General features: G+C 40.5%; 15 protein-coding genes. 4 read left to right on the top strand and 11 right to left on the bottom strand.

Annotated elements, in window-relative coordinates:
- Positions 1 to 112: 112 nt before the first annotated feature.
- Together AAGF08_RS11820 and guaB are read left to right on the top strand one after the other, a co-directional pair.
- Complete coding sequence (locus AAGF08_RS11820; RefSeq protein ID WP_343511379.1) at positions 113 to 571, top strand: ABA4-like family protein; 459 nt, start codon at positions 113 to 115, stop codon at positions 569 to 571.
- A gap of 128 nt (positions 572 to 699) precedes the next feature.
- On the top strand, positions 700 to 2,178 hold the full coding sequence (guaB, locus tag AAGF08_RS11825) for an IMP dehydrogenase (RefSeq protein WP_343511380.1): 1,479 nt from the start codon (positions 700 to 702) through the stop codon (positions 2,176 to 2,178).
- A 145-nt stretch (positions 2,179 to 2,323) separates the two neighbouring features.
- On the opposite strand, the gene AAGF08_RS11830 is transcribed toward guaB, so the two are convergent.
- Positions 2,324 to 2,800, bottom strand: a complete 477-nt coding sequence (locus AAGF08_RS11830; protein ID WP_343511381.1) for a GNAT family N-acetyltransferase — start codon at positions 2,798 to 2,800, stop codon at positions 2,324 to 2,326.
- Positions 2,801 to 2,876: 76 nt separating this feature from the next.
- On the opposite strand from AAGF08_RS11830, the gene AAGF08_RS11835 reads away from it, so the two are divergent.
- The gene (locus AAGF08_RS11835; protein WP_343511382.1) at positions 2,877 to 3,647 is read left to right on the top strand and encodes a type III pantothenate kinase; all 771 of its coding nucleotides are present in this window, start codon (positions 2,877 to 2,879) and stop codon (positions 3,645 to 3,647) included.
- Here AAGF08_RS11835 and AAGF08_RS11840 read toward each other — a convergent pair.
- Positions 3,644 to 4,312: a peptidoglycan DD-metalloendopeptidase family protein gene (locus AAGF08_RS11840; RefSeq protein ID WP_343511383.1), complete on the bottom strand. Its 669-nt coding sequence runs from the start codon at positions 4,310 to 4,312 to the stop codon at positions 3,644 to 3,646. The genes AAGF08_RS11835 and AAGF08_RS11840 overlap by 4 nt on opposite strands.
- A 199-nt stretch (positions 4,313 to 4,511) precedes the next feature.
- On the opposite strand from AAGF08_RS11840, the gene AAGF08_RS11845 reads away from it, so the two are divergent.
- Positions 4,512 to 5,462 carry a pyridoxal-phosphate dependent enzyme gene (locus AAGF08_RS11845; protein ID WP_343511384.1) on the top strand — a complete coding sequence of 317 codons (951 nt, stop codon included), beginning with the start codon at positions 4,512 to 4,514 and terminating at the stop codon, positions 5,460 to 5,462.
- A gap of 28 nt (positions 5,463 to 5,490) precedes the next feature.
- On the opposite strand, the gene AAGF08_RS11850 is transcribed toward AAGF08_RS11845, so the two are convergent.
- The 9 genes from AAGF08_RS11850 to AAGF08_RS11890 all read right to left on the bottom strand — a co-directional run bounded on the left by AAGF08_RS11850 (position 5,491) and on the right by AAGF08_RS11890 (position 16,724).
- The gene (locus AAGF08_RS11850; RefSeq protein ID WP_343511385.1) at positions 5,491 to 5,739 is read right to left on the bottom strand and encodes a phosphopantetheine-binding protein; all 249 of its coding nucleotides are present in this window, start codon (positions 5,737 to 5,739) and stop codon (positions 5,491 to 5,493) included.
- Positions 5,736 to 6,944 carry a dihydrolipoamide acetyltransferase family protein gene (locus tag AAGF08_RS11855; protein ID WP_343511386.1) on the bottom strand — a complete coding sequence of 403 codons (1,209 nt, stop codon included), beginning with the start codon at positions 6,942 to 6,944 and terminating at the stop codon, positions 5,736 to 5,738. The genes AAGF08_RS11850 and AAGF08_RS11855 overlap by 4 nt, the downstream gene beginning before the upstream one ends.
- Positions 6,941 to 7,927: an alpha-ketoacid dehydrogenase subunit beta gene (locus AAGF08_RS11860; protein WP_343511387.1), complete on the bottom strand. Its 987-nt coding sequence runs from the start codon at positions 7,925 to 7,927 to the stop codon at positions 6,941 to 6,943. Before AAGF08_RS11860 ends, AAGF08_RS11855 begins: the two co-directional genes overlap by 4 nt.
- Positions 7,924 to 8,910 carry a pyruvate dehydrogenase (acetyl-transferring) E1 component subunit alpha gene (gene pdhA, locus AAGF08_RS11865; protein WP_343511388.1) on the bottom strand — a complete coding sequence of 329 codons (987 nt, stop codon included), beginning with the start codon at positions 8,908 to 8,910 and terminating at the stop codon, positions 7,924 to 7,926. Before pdhA ends, AAGF08_RS11860 begins: the two co-directional genes overlap by 4 nt.
- Before the next feature lie 4 nt (positions 8,911 to 8,914).
- Complete coding sequence (gene acsA, locus AAGF08_RS11870) at positions 8,915 to 10,630, bottom strand: acetate--CoA ligase (RefSeq protein ID WP_343511389.1); 1,716 nt, start codon at positions 10,628 to 10,630, stop codon at positions 8,915 to 8,917.
- Between the two features lie 371 nt (positions 10,631 to 11,001).
- Positions 11,002 to 12,711, bottom strand: a complete 1,710-nt coding sequence (locus AAGF08_RS11875; RefSeq protein ID WP_343511390.1) for a GMC family oxidoreductase — start codon at positions 12,709 to 12,711, stop codon at positions 11,002 to 11,004.
- Positions 12,704 to 13,276, bottom strand: coding sequence for a gluconate 2-dehydrogenase subunit 3 family protein (locus AAGF08_RS11880; RefSeq protein WP_343511391.1), 573 nt, complete (start codon positions 13,274 to 13,276; stop codon positions 12,704 to 12,706). The genes AAGF08_RS11875 and AAGF08_RS11880 overlap by 8 nt, the downstream gene beginning before the upstream one ends.
- 112 nt (positions 13,277 to 13,388) lie before the next feature.
- Positions 13,389 to 15,437, bottom strand: coding sequence for an alpha-L-fucosidase (locus AAGF08_RS11885; protein ID WP_343511392.1), 2,049 nt, complete (start codon positions 15,435 to 15,437; stop codon positions 13,389 to 13,391).
- Between the two features lie 108 nt (positions 15,438 to 15,545).
- Entirely contained in the window at positions 15,546 to 16,724 is a 1,179-nt protein-coding gene (locus tag AAGF08_RS11890; RefSeq protein ID WP_343511393.1) for a VCBS repeat-containing protein, read from the bottom strand.
- Positions 16,725 to 16,775: the final 51 nt, after the last annotated feature.

Genomic DNA, 16,775 nt, shown 5'->3' on the forward strand with positions numbered 1-16,775 from the left:
AAAGTGGTTTTGATGGGTTTTACATTGCTAGACTTCTTAAAAAATAGTTTCATCAGTTATACATCTCAAAATCAAAAAGTTATTTATTTTTATTGCTTAATTTTTAAAAGCAATGAATTTAGAACTGATTTTTACAATTGTTAATTCGATCGCGTTTTTATGCTGGATATTTCTTTTTATCCTTTATCAAAAACGTTGGGTATATCAGTTTCTTTATAGTTTCATTTTTATTCTATTGAGCGGTACCTATTTTTTCTTTATCACGCAAGGACTGGGAGATGAAACGGGTGGAGGATTCGATACACTAGCCAAGGTTAAGCTTCTGTTTTCGAGCGATCAGGCTTTATTAGCAGGCTGGATTCATTATTTAACTTTTGATTTGTTTGTTGGAATGTGGGTTTGCCATAATGCTGATCGACGTGGTATTAATCGATGGATCTTACTCCCCTGTTTGGTATTGACTTTTATTGCTGGTCCGACAGGACTTCTATTATACATTATTATCCGGATGATCCATTCCAAGAAACTAATTCAAGAGCCTTTTAATGAGGCATTTGTTTCCAAATCATAGAAGGATATTTCCTTTTTATTACAAAATCTGCTCTTTTTCAATATTAATTTTGTCTAGGATTAGTTTCGTAAAGAATTTTGTTTGTAATTTTGACGGGCAAATAGGGTTACCTACAACCAATATTTGCCATGAATAGAAACTCCGACAAGTTCCTTTACGAAGCACTCACCTACGACGATGTGCTTTTAGTTCCTGGATATTCAGAAGTCCTCCCACGAGACACGAATACTTCCACCCAACTTACCAAAAAAATCAGATTAAATATTCCTTTGGTTTCCGCTGCTATGGACACGGTTACTGAGGCCGAATTAGCAATTGCGATTGCCCTTGAAGGCGGTTTAGGATTCGTCCATAAAAACATGTCTATTGAGCAGCAAGCTGCACAAGTACGAAAAGTAAAGCGATCTCAAGCTGGGATGATCCTGGATCCGATCACATTACATATCGATGCGAAAGTTCGAGATGCAGAAACAATTATGCGTGAATACCATATTGGGGGTATTCCTGTAGTTGATGAAAACAGAACGTTAAAGGGTATTATCACAAATAGAGATCTTCGTTTTATCAAAGATCAAAATCGTCCTATCAGGGAAATTATGACGATTGAAAACTTGATTACGGCAAAGTCGGGGGTTTCTTTGGAACAAGCAGAGGAGATCCTCCAGGAATATAAAATCGAAAAGCTTCCTATAGTCGATGAAGACAACAAGCTTACTGGACTAATCACCTACAAAGACATTCTTAAAAGAAAAGACAAGCCTCATGCTTGTAAGGATGAGTACGGAAGACTAAGAGTAGGTGCTGCAGTTGGAGTTACTGCAGATATTGTAGAAAGAGTGGAAGCATTGAAAAATGCAGGAGTGGATGTAGTATCCATCGATACAGCGCATGGTCATTCCAAAGGAGTGATCGAAACTTGTAAAAAAATCAAAGCAGCTTTTCCAGACTTGGAAGTAATCGTGGGAAATATTGCCACTCCAGAAGCTGCGATTGCATTGGCAGAAGCAGGGGCTGATGCGGTAAAAGTTGGAGTGGGTCCAGGGTCTATTTGTACCACTCGAATTATTGCAGGAGTAGGAGTGCCGCAATTATCAGCAGTTTTTGAATGTTCCGAAGCCTTAAAAGGTCGTGGAGTTCCAGTTATTGCTGATGGTGGTATTAGATATTCCGGTGATTTGGTGAAAGCTATTGCTGCAGGTGGAAGTTCTATTATGATAGGCTCACTACTCGCAGGAACGGAAGAAGCTCCCGGCGAAATGATCATTTTCCAAGGAAGAAAATTCAAATCTTATCGGGGAATGGGTTCTTTGGAAGCCATGGAGTCAGGATCAAAAGATCGCTATTTCCAGGATGCTGAAGATAATATCAAGAAATTAGTTCCTGAAGGAATTGTAGGAAGAGTTCCTTACAAAGGCTTGGTAGCGGAAGTACTATATCAACTTGTCGGTGGACTTCAAGCGGGTATGGGATACTGTGGAACAAAAACTATTGAGGACCTACAGAAGGAAGGAAAATTCGTAAAAATCACTGCTGCAGGAGTGAAAGAATCTCATCCACACGATGTGAGCGTTACAAGAGAAGCTCCTAATTACAGTATCAAATCTTAATAAGAATTATAAACAAATTAAAAATCCGGCTGAAGGGCCGGATTTTTTGTTTCAATTGTAAACTAATCCCTAAAAATTTCTTTACAGAAATTATGTTGGCGTTAGCCATATCTTCGAAGCTATCTTGAAATAGCTAATTGAAATATTAAGATAAAATCTTTTTTATCTCATAATCCTGAAGGTGAACATTGTACCAGCCTCCTTCGATGGACGCCCCATACTTCTTATAGAAATTTATAGCAGGCTCGTTCCAATCCAATACCTGCCACATCATTCCCGTACAGCCATCTTCCAGGGATTTAGCCATAGTTCTTTCCAAAAGCAGTTTCCCTGCCCCTTTTCCTCTTTCCGACTGGGTTACTACCAAATCTTCCAAATAGAGTCTTTTCCCTTTCCAAGTACTATATCGGTAATAGTAAACCGCTATCCCTATAATTTCTTTGGTCTCATACTTTTCACAAATGAACATACCATAAACAGGATTTGCACCGAACCCATCCTCCTCCATCATCTGCACCGTATTGGTAACCTGTTCTGGTGCTTTTTCATAAAGCGCCAATTCTTCAATTAATTCTAAAACCCTTGGGAGGTCTTCAATCTGACCTTCACGTAATGAATACATTTCTTTTTTTGATTAGGAGGTTATTATTTGGAATTTCCTTTTTTGAAAAGCTAAATTTAATGAAATCAAAGAAACAATGTTTTTAGCAATAGATGCCGGGAATTCCAATGTAGTTTTTGCCCTTTTTGATCAAAAAGAGAAAAAATGGACCAATCAATTCCGTGTAGAAACAAAAGGCCAAAAGCTTAATTCCCAACTCAGCAAGAAAGTCCCACTTTATTTTTTGGAACATGGGATCTCTCCCGCTGATATTTCTGAGATAGGTTTTAGCTCAGTGGTACCTGAAATTAATGGAACCATCATAGAATTTTGTCAAAACTACTTTGGAACAGATCCTTATCTCATTCAACCTAAAAGCTATGAAAAGCTTCCTGTCACCTCTAAGCGACCTAATGAAATCGGAACTGATTTGATGTGCAATGTGATGGCAGCCTTTTCGAAATACAAAAAGCCAGTAATCATAGTGGATTTTGGGACAGCCCTCACTTTTACTGTAGTAGACCAAAGTGGAAAAATAAAAGGAGTAAATATTGTACCGGGTCTGAGAACTGCTATTAATTCTTTGTTTCAAAACACTTCTAAACTACCTAATGTAGAATTAAAAATGCCAGAATCATCCATAGGGCAAGATACTATTCATGCAATCCAAGCGGGAATTCTCTATGGCTATTCAGGATTGGTAAAGGGGATGATTGATACCATAGAAAAGGAAACTAAAGCGGAATATCAAATTGTTGCTACCGGTGGATTATCTACAGTACTCACACCATTAGCAGAGGTTTTTGATGAAATTGACAAAAATCTAACTTTGGAAGGTTTACGACTGATCACCAAGGCCAATACCTAAATCAAAGGACAATTCAAGATCAAATTTGGGTTCGGGCAAATGGCTCGATACTTTTCTATTTCCCTTTGCGAACAAACACCCGGAAAATCGCCCTCATTTCCTAGCATGTCAAACATCACTTGAAAATGTAAATGTGGTGGCCAATCACCATTTTCAGGAAATGGACCGATATGGCAAAGAAGATCTCCAGCTTGGAATTTTTGTCCTACACTAAGATTTTCCAGATCACGTAACGTCAAATGCCCATAAAGGGAATATAACTTTTCATCGAAGATCTTATGCTCTAGAATGATAGTAGCTCCATAATTCCCAAAGCCCCTGTTATCCTGAAAGCTGAAAACAGAACCACCAAAAGGGGCATAAATAGGAGTTCCAGCAGCTGCCCAAATATCTACTCCTAAATGGATATTTCTAAAATCAGTTTCTTGGGTAGCAAACATCTCTGATCTTCTATAAATCGCCCGGTGCTCGAAATAGCCTCCAATCCCATATCTCTTATTTTGATCTGAAAGTTGCTTAAAGACATAATCATTGAAAACTTGTGTATTGCTCAAGTCAACCTTATCCAATTCCAGATTTGCTGGACTAAAATCCAGTTTCATGGTATTACTTTCTGTCAAAGCTTCTCCTACCACTGGGAAAAATTCAATCCTTTTCCAATTCATGCCTGAAGATAAAAACTCTGGGGAATTGAATGAATGTTTATAGAAAACAAAATTGAATTGGCTACCATTGCTGTTCAGGTCCCGATTTATATCAAGGATGTAATTCTGAACTTTAATCAGATGATTTTAAATCCTGATGTGCAGGCAATCCTTAAAAAAATTAATTCACAAATTCTCTCCAATTCCCTAATTTCAGGGCATGAGCCATACTTTCCCTTCACTTGCTGACATCAAAGCAGCACATGCCCTAATTCAGCCTTTTATTCATCGTACTCCGATTCTGACTTCCTCAGCTATCAATGAAATTGCAGGTTGCGAGATTTTCTTTAAATGCGAAAACTTCCAAAAAGTCGGAGCATTCAAAGCACGTGGAGCTGCAAATGCAGTAATGAAATTGACTGAAGCGCAAAAAACTAAAGGAGTGGCAACTCATAGTAGCGGCAATCACGCAGCAGCCTTGGCTAGAGCAGCGAGTGTGGCGGGTATTCCATCTTACATCGTGATGCCATCCAATGCACCGGAAATCAAAAAGAAAGCGGTAAAAGGCTATGGAGGAGAAATCATCGAATGTGAACCGAATCTCAAAGCAAGAGAAACTACGTTGGAGGCAGTGGTCGCTAAAACAGGAGCAACATTTATTCCCCCTTATGATTTTATGGATGTGATCGAAGGACAGGCTACCTGTGCTTTGGAACTGCTTGAGGACCAACCCAACTTAGACGTCATTATGGCTCCAGTGGGAGGTGGTGGCTTGTTGGGAGGCACTGCATTGACGACTCATTATCTTTCTCCAAAAACTGAAGTAATCGCAGGAGAACCAGCAGGAGCAGACGATGCATTTCAATCATTTCAAGCAGGAAAAATCATTCCACAGTCAGGACCTAATACCATTGCAGATGGATTGTTGACATCCTTGGGAGTATTGAATTTCGAATTGATACAAAATTACGTTTCCGATATTCTATTGGCTACTGATCCACAGATTATAGAAGCGATGAGGTTGATTTATGAGCGTATGAAAATTGTAATCGAACCTTCTTGCGCCGTACCATTAGCAGCATTATTAGCCAATCAAGATCGTTTTCAAGGAAAGAAAGTAGGTATTATTCTGTCAGGTGGGAATGTGGATTTGGGGAAACTGCCTTTTTAAAAGGATTTATATACAACTTGAAAAAGAATCACCCATTCAACTTCTTACCCAAATAAGCTATAAGTGATTTGAGATTGCTGGTTTTTCCATAATCCTCCTCCGGTATATCCACATTCAGTTTTTCACTGATAGAAACGATAAACTGAAGTGCATCATAAGAATCAATATTCAATGCCTCCCGGATATTCTCTTCAGGCATCAGGCTCGCAGGATCTGTCTCTGGGGCAATCCTTTGCAATAATTGAAAAACTGTTTTCTTGATTTCTTCTTCGGTCATAATTCTTCTGGATTTTGTAAGTGTCTATTGAGTGATGCTAAAAACTTGCTTCCTATTATTCCATCTGTAGCTCGATGATCTGCTGCCAACGTAACATCTACAACCGGCCTAATTCCCAACATGCCTTCGTCCGCAAATGGCTGCTCACTGATTTCTCCAAAACCAACAATACCTACCTGTGGTGGATAGATCAATCCAAATACTTTATCTGCCCCTCCTTCTCCGATACTCGTGATTGTAAAAGTGGATTGGCTAAGTTCTGAACTTTTCAATTTAAAAGCTCTAGCTCTAGGGATAATATCGTTTAGATTTTCCATGATTTCATCAACAGTTTTAGAATCTGTCTGAAGGATAGCCGGCACGACAATCCCTCCAGATCGCAAGGAAACCACAAAACCAATGTTGATTTCGTTTTTTCGCAAAATCCCATTCTCCCAGGTTGCATTGAGATCCGGAACGTCATCCAATGCTTTTGCAACTGCCTTGATCAAAAGCGCTACGGGTAATAGGCGTTTTTGAATCGGTCGCTCTTTGTTAGCTTCCTTCACCCAATCCATGGCTTTGGACATGTCCACTCTCTTTTCCAGATAATAGTGAGGAATTTCCCGATTTGACTTACTCATAGCAGCAGCAACTGCCATCCGCATAGCATTGGCATTTGGCGCAGCAGATTTTGCTGAAACTTCTTTTACTTCATCAGTTTTCTTTTGTGTTTCTTGAGTTTGCTGTACCCCTTCGGAAATAGCTTTTTCTATATCTTTTTTCACAATAGAACCTTCCGGACCAGTTCCTTTCAACAAGGAAATGTCAACATGATTTTCTTCAGCTATTATTCTTGCCAAAGGGGAAATCTTTATTCGTTCTCCTTTTTTAGTTTTCTTCTGAGGTGTTTCAGGTCTCTCCTCAATAGGATGAATTTCGGGTTTTGCGGCTTCCTCCTCAGGAACAGCAGATTCCGATACTTCAGCTTTTCCGTCATTGATCAAAGCCAAAACAGTACCGACAGGAACTTTTTCTCCTTCTTTCACTAGAAATTTTTCTAAGGTTCCTTCGTCAAAAACCTCGATTTCGATCAATCCTTTTTGGGTTTCAACATCGGCGATGATGTCTCCTCGATGGAGGAGTTCGCCTGGTTGCTTTCTCCATTCCACTAGCGTGCCTGCTTCCATATCGGCACCCAAATTGGGCATTTGAAACTTGATCATGGCTTTAGCATTTTTTTAACTTTCTCCAAAATATCAGATACCTGAGGAATAGAAGCATCTTCCAAATCCTTGGGGTACGGAATAGGAACCTCCACACCGCAGAGTCTTTCCACAGGTCCATCCAAGTCAAAAAAGGCTTTTTCCATAATTCTGGAAATCACTTCCGATGAAATACTAATTGATTTCCAAGCTTCTTCGACCACTAAAGCCCGATGTGTTTTCTTCACCGAAGCAAGAAAAGTCTCCTCATCCATCGGTCTCAATACTCTTAAATCAACCACTTCGGCATCTATTCCTTCTTCTTTAAGAGCTTCGGCAGCTTCCAAGCATTTGTAAACTCCCGCTCCGTAGGTGATCAACGAAATATCCTTTCCTTCCCGTAAAACCTTGGCTTTTTTAATTTCCACTGCTCCTGAATTTGACGGAATTTCTTTTTCCAGATTCAGCATGAAGGTATATTCAAATATGACTACCGGATCAGGACTTTCCATAGCAGAAAGCAACATTCCTCTTGCATCTTCATGAGTACCCACAGAAAGTACAATCAATCCTGGCACATGGGCAAAAAATGGTTCCCAACTATGGGAATGCTGCGCAGCCAACTGACGTCCTATACCACAACCCATTCGAATCACCACTGGAACATTCAATTGCCCCCCAGACATATGCAAAAGCGTAGCTGCATTATTGAAAATCTGATCCATCGCCAAAAGACTGAAATTAACAGTCATCACTTCTACAATAGGCTTCATCCCGGCAAGTGAAGCACCAATTCCCGCTCCGGTAAATCCGGATTCTGAGAGTGGGACATCCATAATTCGATCTGCTCCAAATTCCTTCAACAGACCTTTACTTACTGCGAATGCCCCTCCATAATTACCAACATCCTCTCCCATCAGGAAAACCCGCTCATCTTTTTGCATGACTTCTCGAATAGCCTGTTTAATGGCCTCCCGATAAGTTATTTTGATCGTGTCGCTCATATCGATTCCGTTTCAGAGTATACAAATCGCGTTAAGTTTTCAACATCTTCCCAAGTTCCGTTTTCCGCAAATTCAATCGCCTCTTGAATCTGTCCTTCTACAGCTTTTTCTATTTCACTTATTTTCTTAGCTGTAATGAGTTTCCTTTTCAGTAAAAATTCCTGAAACTTTGGAATCGGATCTTTCTTTTTCCATTCTTCAACCTCTGATTTTTCCCGATACAATTCAGCATCAAACATCGAATGCGCCCGAAATCGATAGGTATTACAAACCAGAAAATAGGGCTTCCCTTTTTCCTTGATCGTCTTCACCGCTTTCTCTGCGGCTTCCATCACTGCTAAAAGATCCATCCCATCAACTGCTGCTGATTCTATTCCATATGCGGCACCTTTCTTTTCCAATTGCTGCATAGCATGTGTTAATTTAATTGCAGTTCCCATTGCATAAAGATTGTTTTCACAAACAAAAAGTGCTGGCACTTGCCATAATGAAGCAAGATTCATCGATTCATGAAATTCACCTTCTGCTGCAGCACCCTCACCAAAAAAACAACAAGTCACATTATTTTTCTTTTGCTTTTTTGCTGCCAAAGCCATTCCTACTGACAATGGAAGGTGACCGCTTACGATAGCATTCCCACCAAAAAAATTCTTGGTCGCATCAAAAAGATGCATAGAACCTCCGCGCCCTTTGCTACAACCTTCTTGCTTTCCATACATCTCAGCCATGATTGAATTAGGATCCACTCCTCTCGCCAATGCATGTCCATGCTCCCGATAGGTACAAAGAATATTATCCTCTTCAGTTAATGCTTGAATAACACCAACAGCAACTGCCTCTTCCCCGGTATAAAGATGAAGGAAGCCCCGGATTTTGGACTTGGTATATTCTTCAGCAGATTTTTCTTCAAACCTGCGAATAAGTATCATTTGTTGCAAAAGCCGCTGTCCTTCTTTTGAATCTAATTTTCTCTTCTTCTCCATAATTTTATCCTTTTTCAAGCGTTGACAAATCCCCTTCTGGTAATCCCAATTCACGGGCTTTAAGCAGCCTTCTCAAAATCTTTCCGCTTTTGGTTTTGGGAAGACTTTCTATAAAAGAAATTTCTTTGGGCGCTACTGCTGGTCCCATTGTCTTTCGGGCGAAGCCAATCAACTCTTGGCGCATCTCATCCGTAGGCTCGAAGCCTTCTTTCAGGACAACAAATGCCTTGACCAGTTCCCCAATGGATGGCTCAGGCTTTCCGATTACCGCAGCTTCTACCACTGCCGGATGCTTCATAAGAGTGCTTTCCACTTCAAATGGACCGACCATATGCCCAGAAGTTTTGATAATATCATCTGCTCTTCCAATAAACCAGAAGTAACCATCCTTATCAGTTTTGGCCAGATCTCCTGAGATATACCAGTCTCCTTTAAAGCATTTTCGGTAGCGTTCATCCTCGTGGAGATACCCCCTAAAAAGAGAAGGAAACCCTTTTTTCAAAACCAGATGACCTTGATTATCCGGCTGATCATAGATCTTTATATCTTCACCCTCTACCTCAGCAATCGCCGCGATTATTCCGGGAAGTGGTTTGCCCATGGAACCTGGTCTTACTTCCATCGAACGGTAATTGGCAATCATAATCCCACCGGTTTCGGTTTGCCACCAATTATCCAGCACTGGAACTCCAAAAGCTTTTTGTCCCCAGATTACTGCTTCTGGATTAAGTGGTTCGCCTACACTCAGCACCAACCTCAAATTAGAAAGGTTGTATTTTTCTTTGGGGACAATCTCCATTCGCATCAATCTTCGGATGGCTGTAGGAGCTGTATACCACACGTTGACTTTCTGCTTTTCCAGAATGGAATACCAGCGCAAGCCATCAAATTCCTCTTCATCTATGATGCTGGTTACACCATTGACCAAGGGAGCAATTATCCCATAAGAAGTACCTGTCACCCATCCGGGATCTGCCGTACACCAAAAAACATCCCGCTCATGAAAATCTAATACATATTTTCCGGTGGTATAGTGGGTAAGTACCGCTTGATGAACATGCAAAGCACCTTTCGGCATTCCTGTTGTTCCACTCGTAAAATGCAACAAAGCTGGGTCTTCAGGATCTGTAGGAGGAATGATAAATTCTTCGGAAGCTTTCTCCATGAGCTTGGTCAATGAAAGAGCTTTCTTATCCAAATGATCAGCTGAATCTGTCAGTAAGATAAAATCTAAGGAAGGGAGTCGATCGAGAAGTTCTTTGATCTTTTTCTCATAAAAACTCGTATTGGTGACCAACACTTTAGCATCTCCCTTACTCAATCGTTGAAATATAGGTTCCGGTCCAAAAACAGAGAACAATGGACAATAAACTGCTTTATATTTCAACGTTCCCAAAGCAGCAATATACAAGTCTGGCACTCGGCCCAATAATGAAAAAACCCGTTCTCCTTTTTGTAATTTTAAGCCAGCGAGAAGATTGGCAAACTTTGAAGTTTGGGTTTTTAAATCTCCATAGGAGTAATCGTCTGTCTTTTCTTCTTTTCCTATAAAACGAAGCGCAACCGTATTTTTCAATTGACCAGAAGCATGCCGATCTATTGCTTCATTTGCTATATTCAATCCTTTTCCGTTAGGCAATCCTGATAATTGATTTCGCTCCTTTCGCCAATCAAAATCCTGATAAAGTTTAGTATAATCGGTTAAATTGGGCTCTTTCATAAATAGATCTTCAAATTTGAAATTTTAGAAAGACTGGTTATCAGCCAGTTTTAAAATCTATCAATCCCCTAAAAATCAAATGAGGAATTGATCTATTCATAATTTAACATTTTAATAAAAGTCAAACCCAATTTGAACCCAATCATTTAGGGCTTAATGACTTATATCATATTTTTTGGTGTCGAAATGTGATGTTTTGTAGAGAAGGAGATAATCTTATTGCTAAAAAATGATAGGATTATCCTTTTCAGTAGAAATTTGAACTTAGGAAAGCTACCTATAAAAAACCCTCCCAGAATCGCTTCCAAGAGGGTTTTCTAATTTTTTGACTTTTCACCTACCTCCGGTAGGCAGACTTTAGCCTTCTGACTTTACTTCTTGCTTTCAGCAACCGCATGATGCGCTGCTCTCGCCGCAAAAGCCATATAAGTCAAAGAAGGATTTTGCGTAGAAGTGGAAGTCATACTTGCTCCATCCGTAACATAGACATTTGGTACGGCATGAAGCTGATGATTGGCATTGAGCAAAGATGTTTTAGGGTCTTTACCCATTCGCACACCGCCCATTTCATGAATATCCAGACCTGGAGCTCTATGATCATCTCTTGTACGGATATTAGTAAAGCCTGCTTTTTCGAACATCTCTGTCATCTGTTCCAAATAATCCTTCACCATCTTCTCATCGTTATCATCATAGTCAACGTTGATCTTCAACTGAGGCATACCGTAAGGATCTTTCAAGTTAGGATCCAAAGCTACATAGTTACTTTCCTTTGGAATGGTCTCACCCATCATATGAGAACCTACATACCAAGGACCGTATTGATCAGGGTTGAGAAGATTATTTTTCAAATCCATTCCGATTCCATCTGTATTCGACCTCACATTTCGGCCAGCTGAAAATCCTGCTGCATAGCCACGAAGGAAATCCGTTTCTTGCTTATACACGTTTCGAAATCTAGGAAAATAACCGCTTGTAGGTCTCCCTCCTGAAGTGGTATACTCCGCATGGCCTTCATGTTGAGCTGAAACTCCTGCCCGATAATTATGGAATGCTACATATTTCCCTAGCAACCCATTATCATTCCCCAATCCATTGGGAAATCTGGAGGAAGTAGAATTCAACAGAATCAAATTAGAGTTCAAAGCTGCTGCATTCAAGAAAATCACAGGGGCAAAAAACTCCTCCATTTCTTTACTATGGGCATCGATTATCCTTACTCCTGTAGCTTTGCCAAGTTCTTCATCATAAATAATAGAGTGAACCACTGCATCGGGCCTGAGAGTAAGGTTTCCTGTTTTAAGAGCCCAAGGAATCGTAGAGGAATTAGAACTAAAATAACCTCCAAAAGGACATCCTCTTTGGCAAAGATTTCTATTTTGACACATAGCTCTACCCTGCTCAGCATAGAATTCTGAATTCCCATGGATATGTGCACATCGAGCAGAAATCATATGACGGTCATTGCCATAGTTTTTCTTTAGCTGTTCCTGAAAGTGTTTTTCAACAATATTCAAATCATATCCTGGTAGAAATTCTCCATCGGGAAGAACATCTAATCCATCTTTATTCCCAGAAACCCCCGCAAACTTTTCTACATGACTATACCAAGGTGCTATATCTTTATATCTGATTGGCCAATCCACGGCAAAACCATCTCGAGCCGGGCCTTCAAAGTCAAAATCTGACCATCGCTGAACCTGTCTGGCCCAAAGCAAAGACTTTCCTCCCACTTGATAGCCGCGGATCCAGTCGAATGGTTTTTCTTGCACATAGGGATGCTCTGCATCTTTGACAAAGAAATGTTTGGCATCTTCACGAAAGGCATAGCACCTACTAACTATCGGGTTTGCTTCTTTTTCCGCTTGGGTAATTTGTCCACGATGTTCAAATTCGTAAGGAAGCATATTAGTAGTTGGATAATCCTTGATATGCTCTACATTCCTACCCCGCTCCAACATAAGGGTTTTTACCCCAAGGTCGCAGAGTTCCTTTGCTGCCCAACTCCCACTGATTCCAGAACCGATTACGATAGCTTCGTAAGTCCGCTCCTGTTTGTTTCTGATATTTAAATTAGCCATTGATTCTAGGTTTTTGGATATCCGAAATCAGCACAGAACCATTGTAAGCTCCGGGGATCAAGGAATAAGGGATTACTTCAGATTGAATATATTCAGAGGCCATATAGCCTTGGATCGTCAATCTTTTTGTCGTATTCAAAAAGTAGGAAATCGCTTTATTTTCAGCACCTTTCTCGGTTTCATCCACTTCTAAGTTTTGACCGGAGACAATTAAAGCTTCTTTTTCTTTTGTATTCAATTTGGCGAAATTTCCACCTCCGGATTGTTTCGCGAAGCCTGGAAATGCTGCCAAGCCGGTAGAAAACAAAGTTTGTTGTTCTGAATTCAGACAATCATTGACCATGACCAAGATGAAATCCGGCACTTCAATATCAAGTGCTCCTTTTATTTCTCCGGCTGGAATAATGACATTGGATATATCCCCAAGCAGTTGCTTTTGGGATTGGGTGATTTTCAGATTTTCGTAAGCAGTGAGGATATCATCCGAACTAAAATCGCAGGAAGGAATAAATGCCAATCCTCCTGAAATCAGAGCCAGATGCCTCAGGGCAATCCTTCTATTCATAAATTAATTATTTTGGGTAAGATTAAATCGGGCAAATAATGTAACCAAAAAGGAAATGAAAATCTATTATTTTATGACCATTGGTTCAAAACTCCCCAGCTTTACCTCCTGACTATTTTGTTAATACTCCCACTTCTCCAAATGTAGCACCATTTCCATCGGCAGTATTGGTAGCCTTTAATCGAATGAATTTAGCATTCACTGGCTCAAAACGCACCAATTGCTCGATCGGGCTATTGACTATGTTGGAAAATTCGCCAGCAGCAACAGTTTTCCAAACAGAACCATTTTCACTGACTTCAAAGCTAAAATTAGTAATGATGCCACTTGGGTATCTTGCTTGCATCGGCATATAGCTAAAGCCTTGGATCTCAATTGTCTGCCCCAAATCAATCGTCAGCAAGCCATTTTCACTGGTGAAATAACTGTTGGAGTTTTCATCGATGGCTTTCATATCTGCTGTTCCTATTGCTTTCCATCCTGCTTTTGGCAAATCCAAATCTAAACGAACAGGGTCACTCATTTTCTCCGTGGAAGGATCATAAGAGCTTGCCAGCAAAGTGGTAGCTTGATTTACAGGAATTGGGGAAACATAAGCCTGACTTTCTTTCGTAGGAGTGCTGCCATCTAAGGTGTAATACAATTCCAAATCAGTATCAGGAGCTGTCAAAGTCACTTCGCCGGAGGTTGAACGCTTAGTCGCGGGAGGAAGTAACAATTTTGGTGCATGGTAAATCCCAACCTCAGCAATTACAGGAACATCCTTGGAATCCAAGAAGTTGACTCTTACTTTTTGAGCCTCCACATCCGGAAATCTCAGAATGCGCTTATGCCCTACTGTTGTGGCTTCTGTAATTTTCTCCCAGTTTCCATTCACTTCTTTTTCTAAAGAAAACGCCTTGATTCGCTGTCCTAATACCACATATTCCTGAATCAAAAGCCGGTTAAATACAGTCGGCTTTCCAAAATCGATTTCCAAACTCCCAGTGTTCTGACCATCAGGAACTGACCAATAAGTTTCATAATCTTCATCTTGCACATTTTCTGCCTGATAATCTGAACCTCTTTCAACTGAAGCAGATACAACCGCCTGGGAGACCAAATTCACCGCAAAATCTTCTTTAATCTTTTCTCCCAACTTCAATATGGCTTCCTCGTCATTTTCATGAATCAATCCACGTGTATCGACCGGGAAATTGATTAGCAAAGAAGTGTTGCGGCCAATACTATTGTAATAGATATCCACCAAGTTGGCCAAGCTTCTAACTTTATGGTCTTCATAGGTATGGTAATACCATCCCGGACGAATCGAAACGTTGGTCTCAGCAGGTACCCAATGCGTCCCATTTTCTTGACCTGGTGCATATTTCTGAGGATAATCAGGCATTCCTGCATAGACTGAATCCCGCATTAAGTTGGCCCAGTTCGTTTCAAAAGCTTCTCCATGCTCATTTCCAACCCATCTCACATCTGGTCCTCCATCACTAAACATCACTGCGTTAGGCTGTAATTCCCTCACTAATTCATAAACTTCCGGCCAGTTATAATAGGTCAGCTTATCTACCTTTCGGGTTTCGTTGGCACCGCCATAATAACCATCGCCACCGTTTGCTCCATCAAACCAGACTTCAAAAATTTCTCCATAATTCGTCAGCAACTCAGTCAACTGATTTCTCATGTAATTAATGTATTCCGGCTTTCCGTAATCAGGGTGATTTCTATCCCATGGAGAATAATAAATACCGAATTTCAAACCATACTCTTTACAAGCTTCGGATAAATCCTTGATCAAGTCACCCTTCCCATCTTTCCAAGGACTGTTTTTTACTGAGTGCTCTGTGTAAGCTGAAGGCCAAAGTACAAAACCATCATGGTGCTTGGCAGTGATGATTAACCCTTTCATACCCGCTTCACTTGCTACCCTTGCCCATTGCATGGCATCCAATGCTGTCGGATTAAACTGTTCTGGTTTTTCATCCCCAAAGCCCCATTCCCGATCTGAGAATGTATTCATATTGAAATGAAGAAAACCATAATACTCCAATTCCTGCCAAGCAATTTGCCTAGGGGCGGGAGTTGGTTCAACGGGAGCTGGAAGAGTGCCTTTTTCTTGACAATAACTTAAAACAAATGCCAAAAATGGCCAAACATACTTTTTCATGAATTCTGAATTTGGGGCAGCATACTACCTAAAATACAGCAGAAAATAAAGAAAAAATTACAAGAAGAGTTAGATGGTTTTTCGAAAAAATAATAAAACAATTCAGTTTTACTTTCTCATTTGATGAAAAATGAAAATCCCTTTTTTATTAGCAATCACCACATCCCGCAAACCATCTGCGTTGATGTCTTTCGCGACAACATTAAGCCCAACTCCTGAGTCATCATCAATCAGATGAGCTACCCACTTCGGGCTTGCCCCCGGTACAAACTCAAACCAATACAAGTAAGCTGGTTCCAAAGCACCAGTTCCCTCTCTCATGTGGGCATAATACCGTTTCCCGGTAACAAAATCCTTTTTTCCGTCTCCATTCATATCTTCGAAAGCGACCGCATGGGTTTCAGACATTTCTTCGGTAAGCAAATGTCTCTTAAACTGTTGATTGGATCCATCTCCAACATTTTCATACCACCAGATCCCTCGCTCATGGGCTGAGGCTGCGAATACATCCGCAAATCCGTCTTGATTGAAGTCATAGGAATACATGTGCGAAGCAGGTTCGCCCAGATTGGAAGGATGCCAATTCCAATTTGATTGGGTAGGATCACCTGGGTTTTCCCACCATCCTTCACGGATAATCACATCAGCGTTTTCATCTCCATTTACATCTGAATATCCAAGCCCGTGTGAAAAATTCTCACTTCCCGGGGTTCCCAGTTGACTTATTGTAAATTTTTGCCATTCCATCTCACCCGGCCTAGTGGGGGCTTTCAACCATATCATTTGTTTATTGGCTACATCTCCACAGAGGATATCCATCCTCCCGTCCCCATCCATGTCCACAAAATTAGGAGACTCGTTCCCGACTGTTTCATGGATCATGTGAACTTTCCAATGCTCATCTGCTCCTTTTGGATTTTCATGCCAATACACCGCTTTACCAGGAAAATCCACACGAATCAAATCTACCCATCCATCAAGGTTCATATCAAGGTCGAAATTCAACATTGAGTTGCTCCATTCTTTTTCAGGCGCATACAATTTCGGCTCATAAATCTCATGCTTTTCCCAATTGGGGGCTTCGAACCAAAATGGTCCAGCCATCACATCAAACTTCCCATCCTTATTTACATCTCCCATAGCAACTCCTTCAGACACAAAATCTGCGAATAAAATGGTCTTTTTGAATGGAATATCCTGACTTTTATCCCGCTCAGCCATAAGTTGCGCTTCGCAATAAATATTGCTGGAAATCAGAAGCAGAAAAAGACATCCTAGATTTTTCATGATTTTCGTGATTTAACTATCCTGAATAAAACATTGGGGTTCCAACAAACC

Origin of the sequence: Algoriphagus sp. SE2, from assembly GCF_039563885.1 — a bacterium.
Classification (GTDB): domain Bacteria; phylum Bacteroidota; class Bacteroidia; order Cytophagales; family Cyclobacteriaceae; genus Algoriphagus.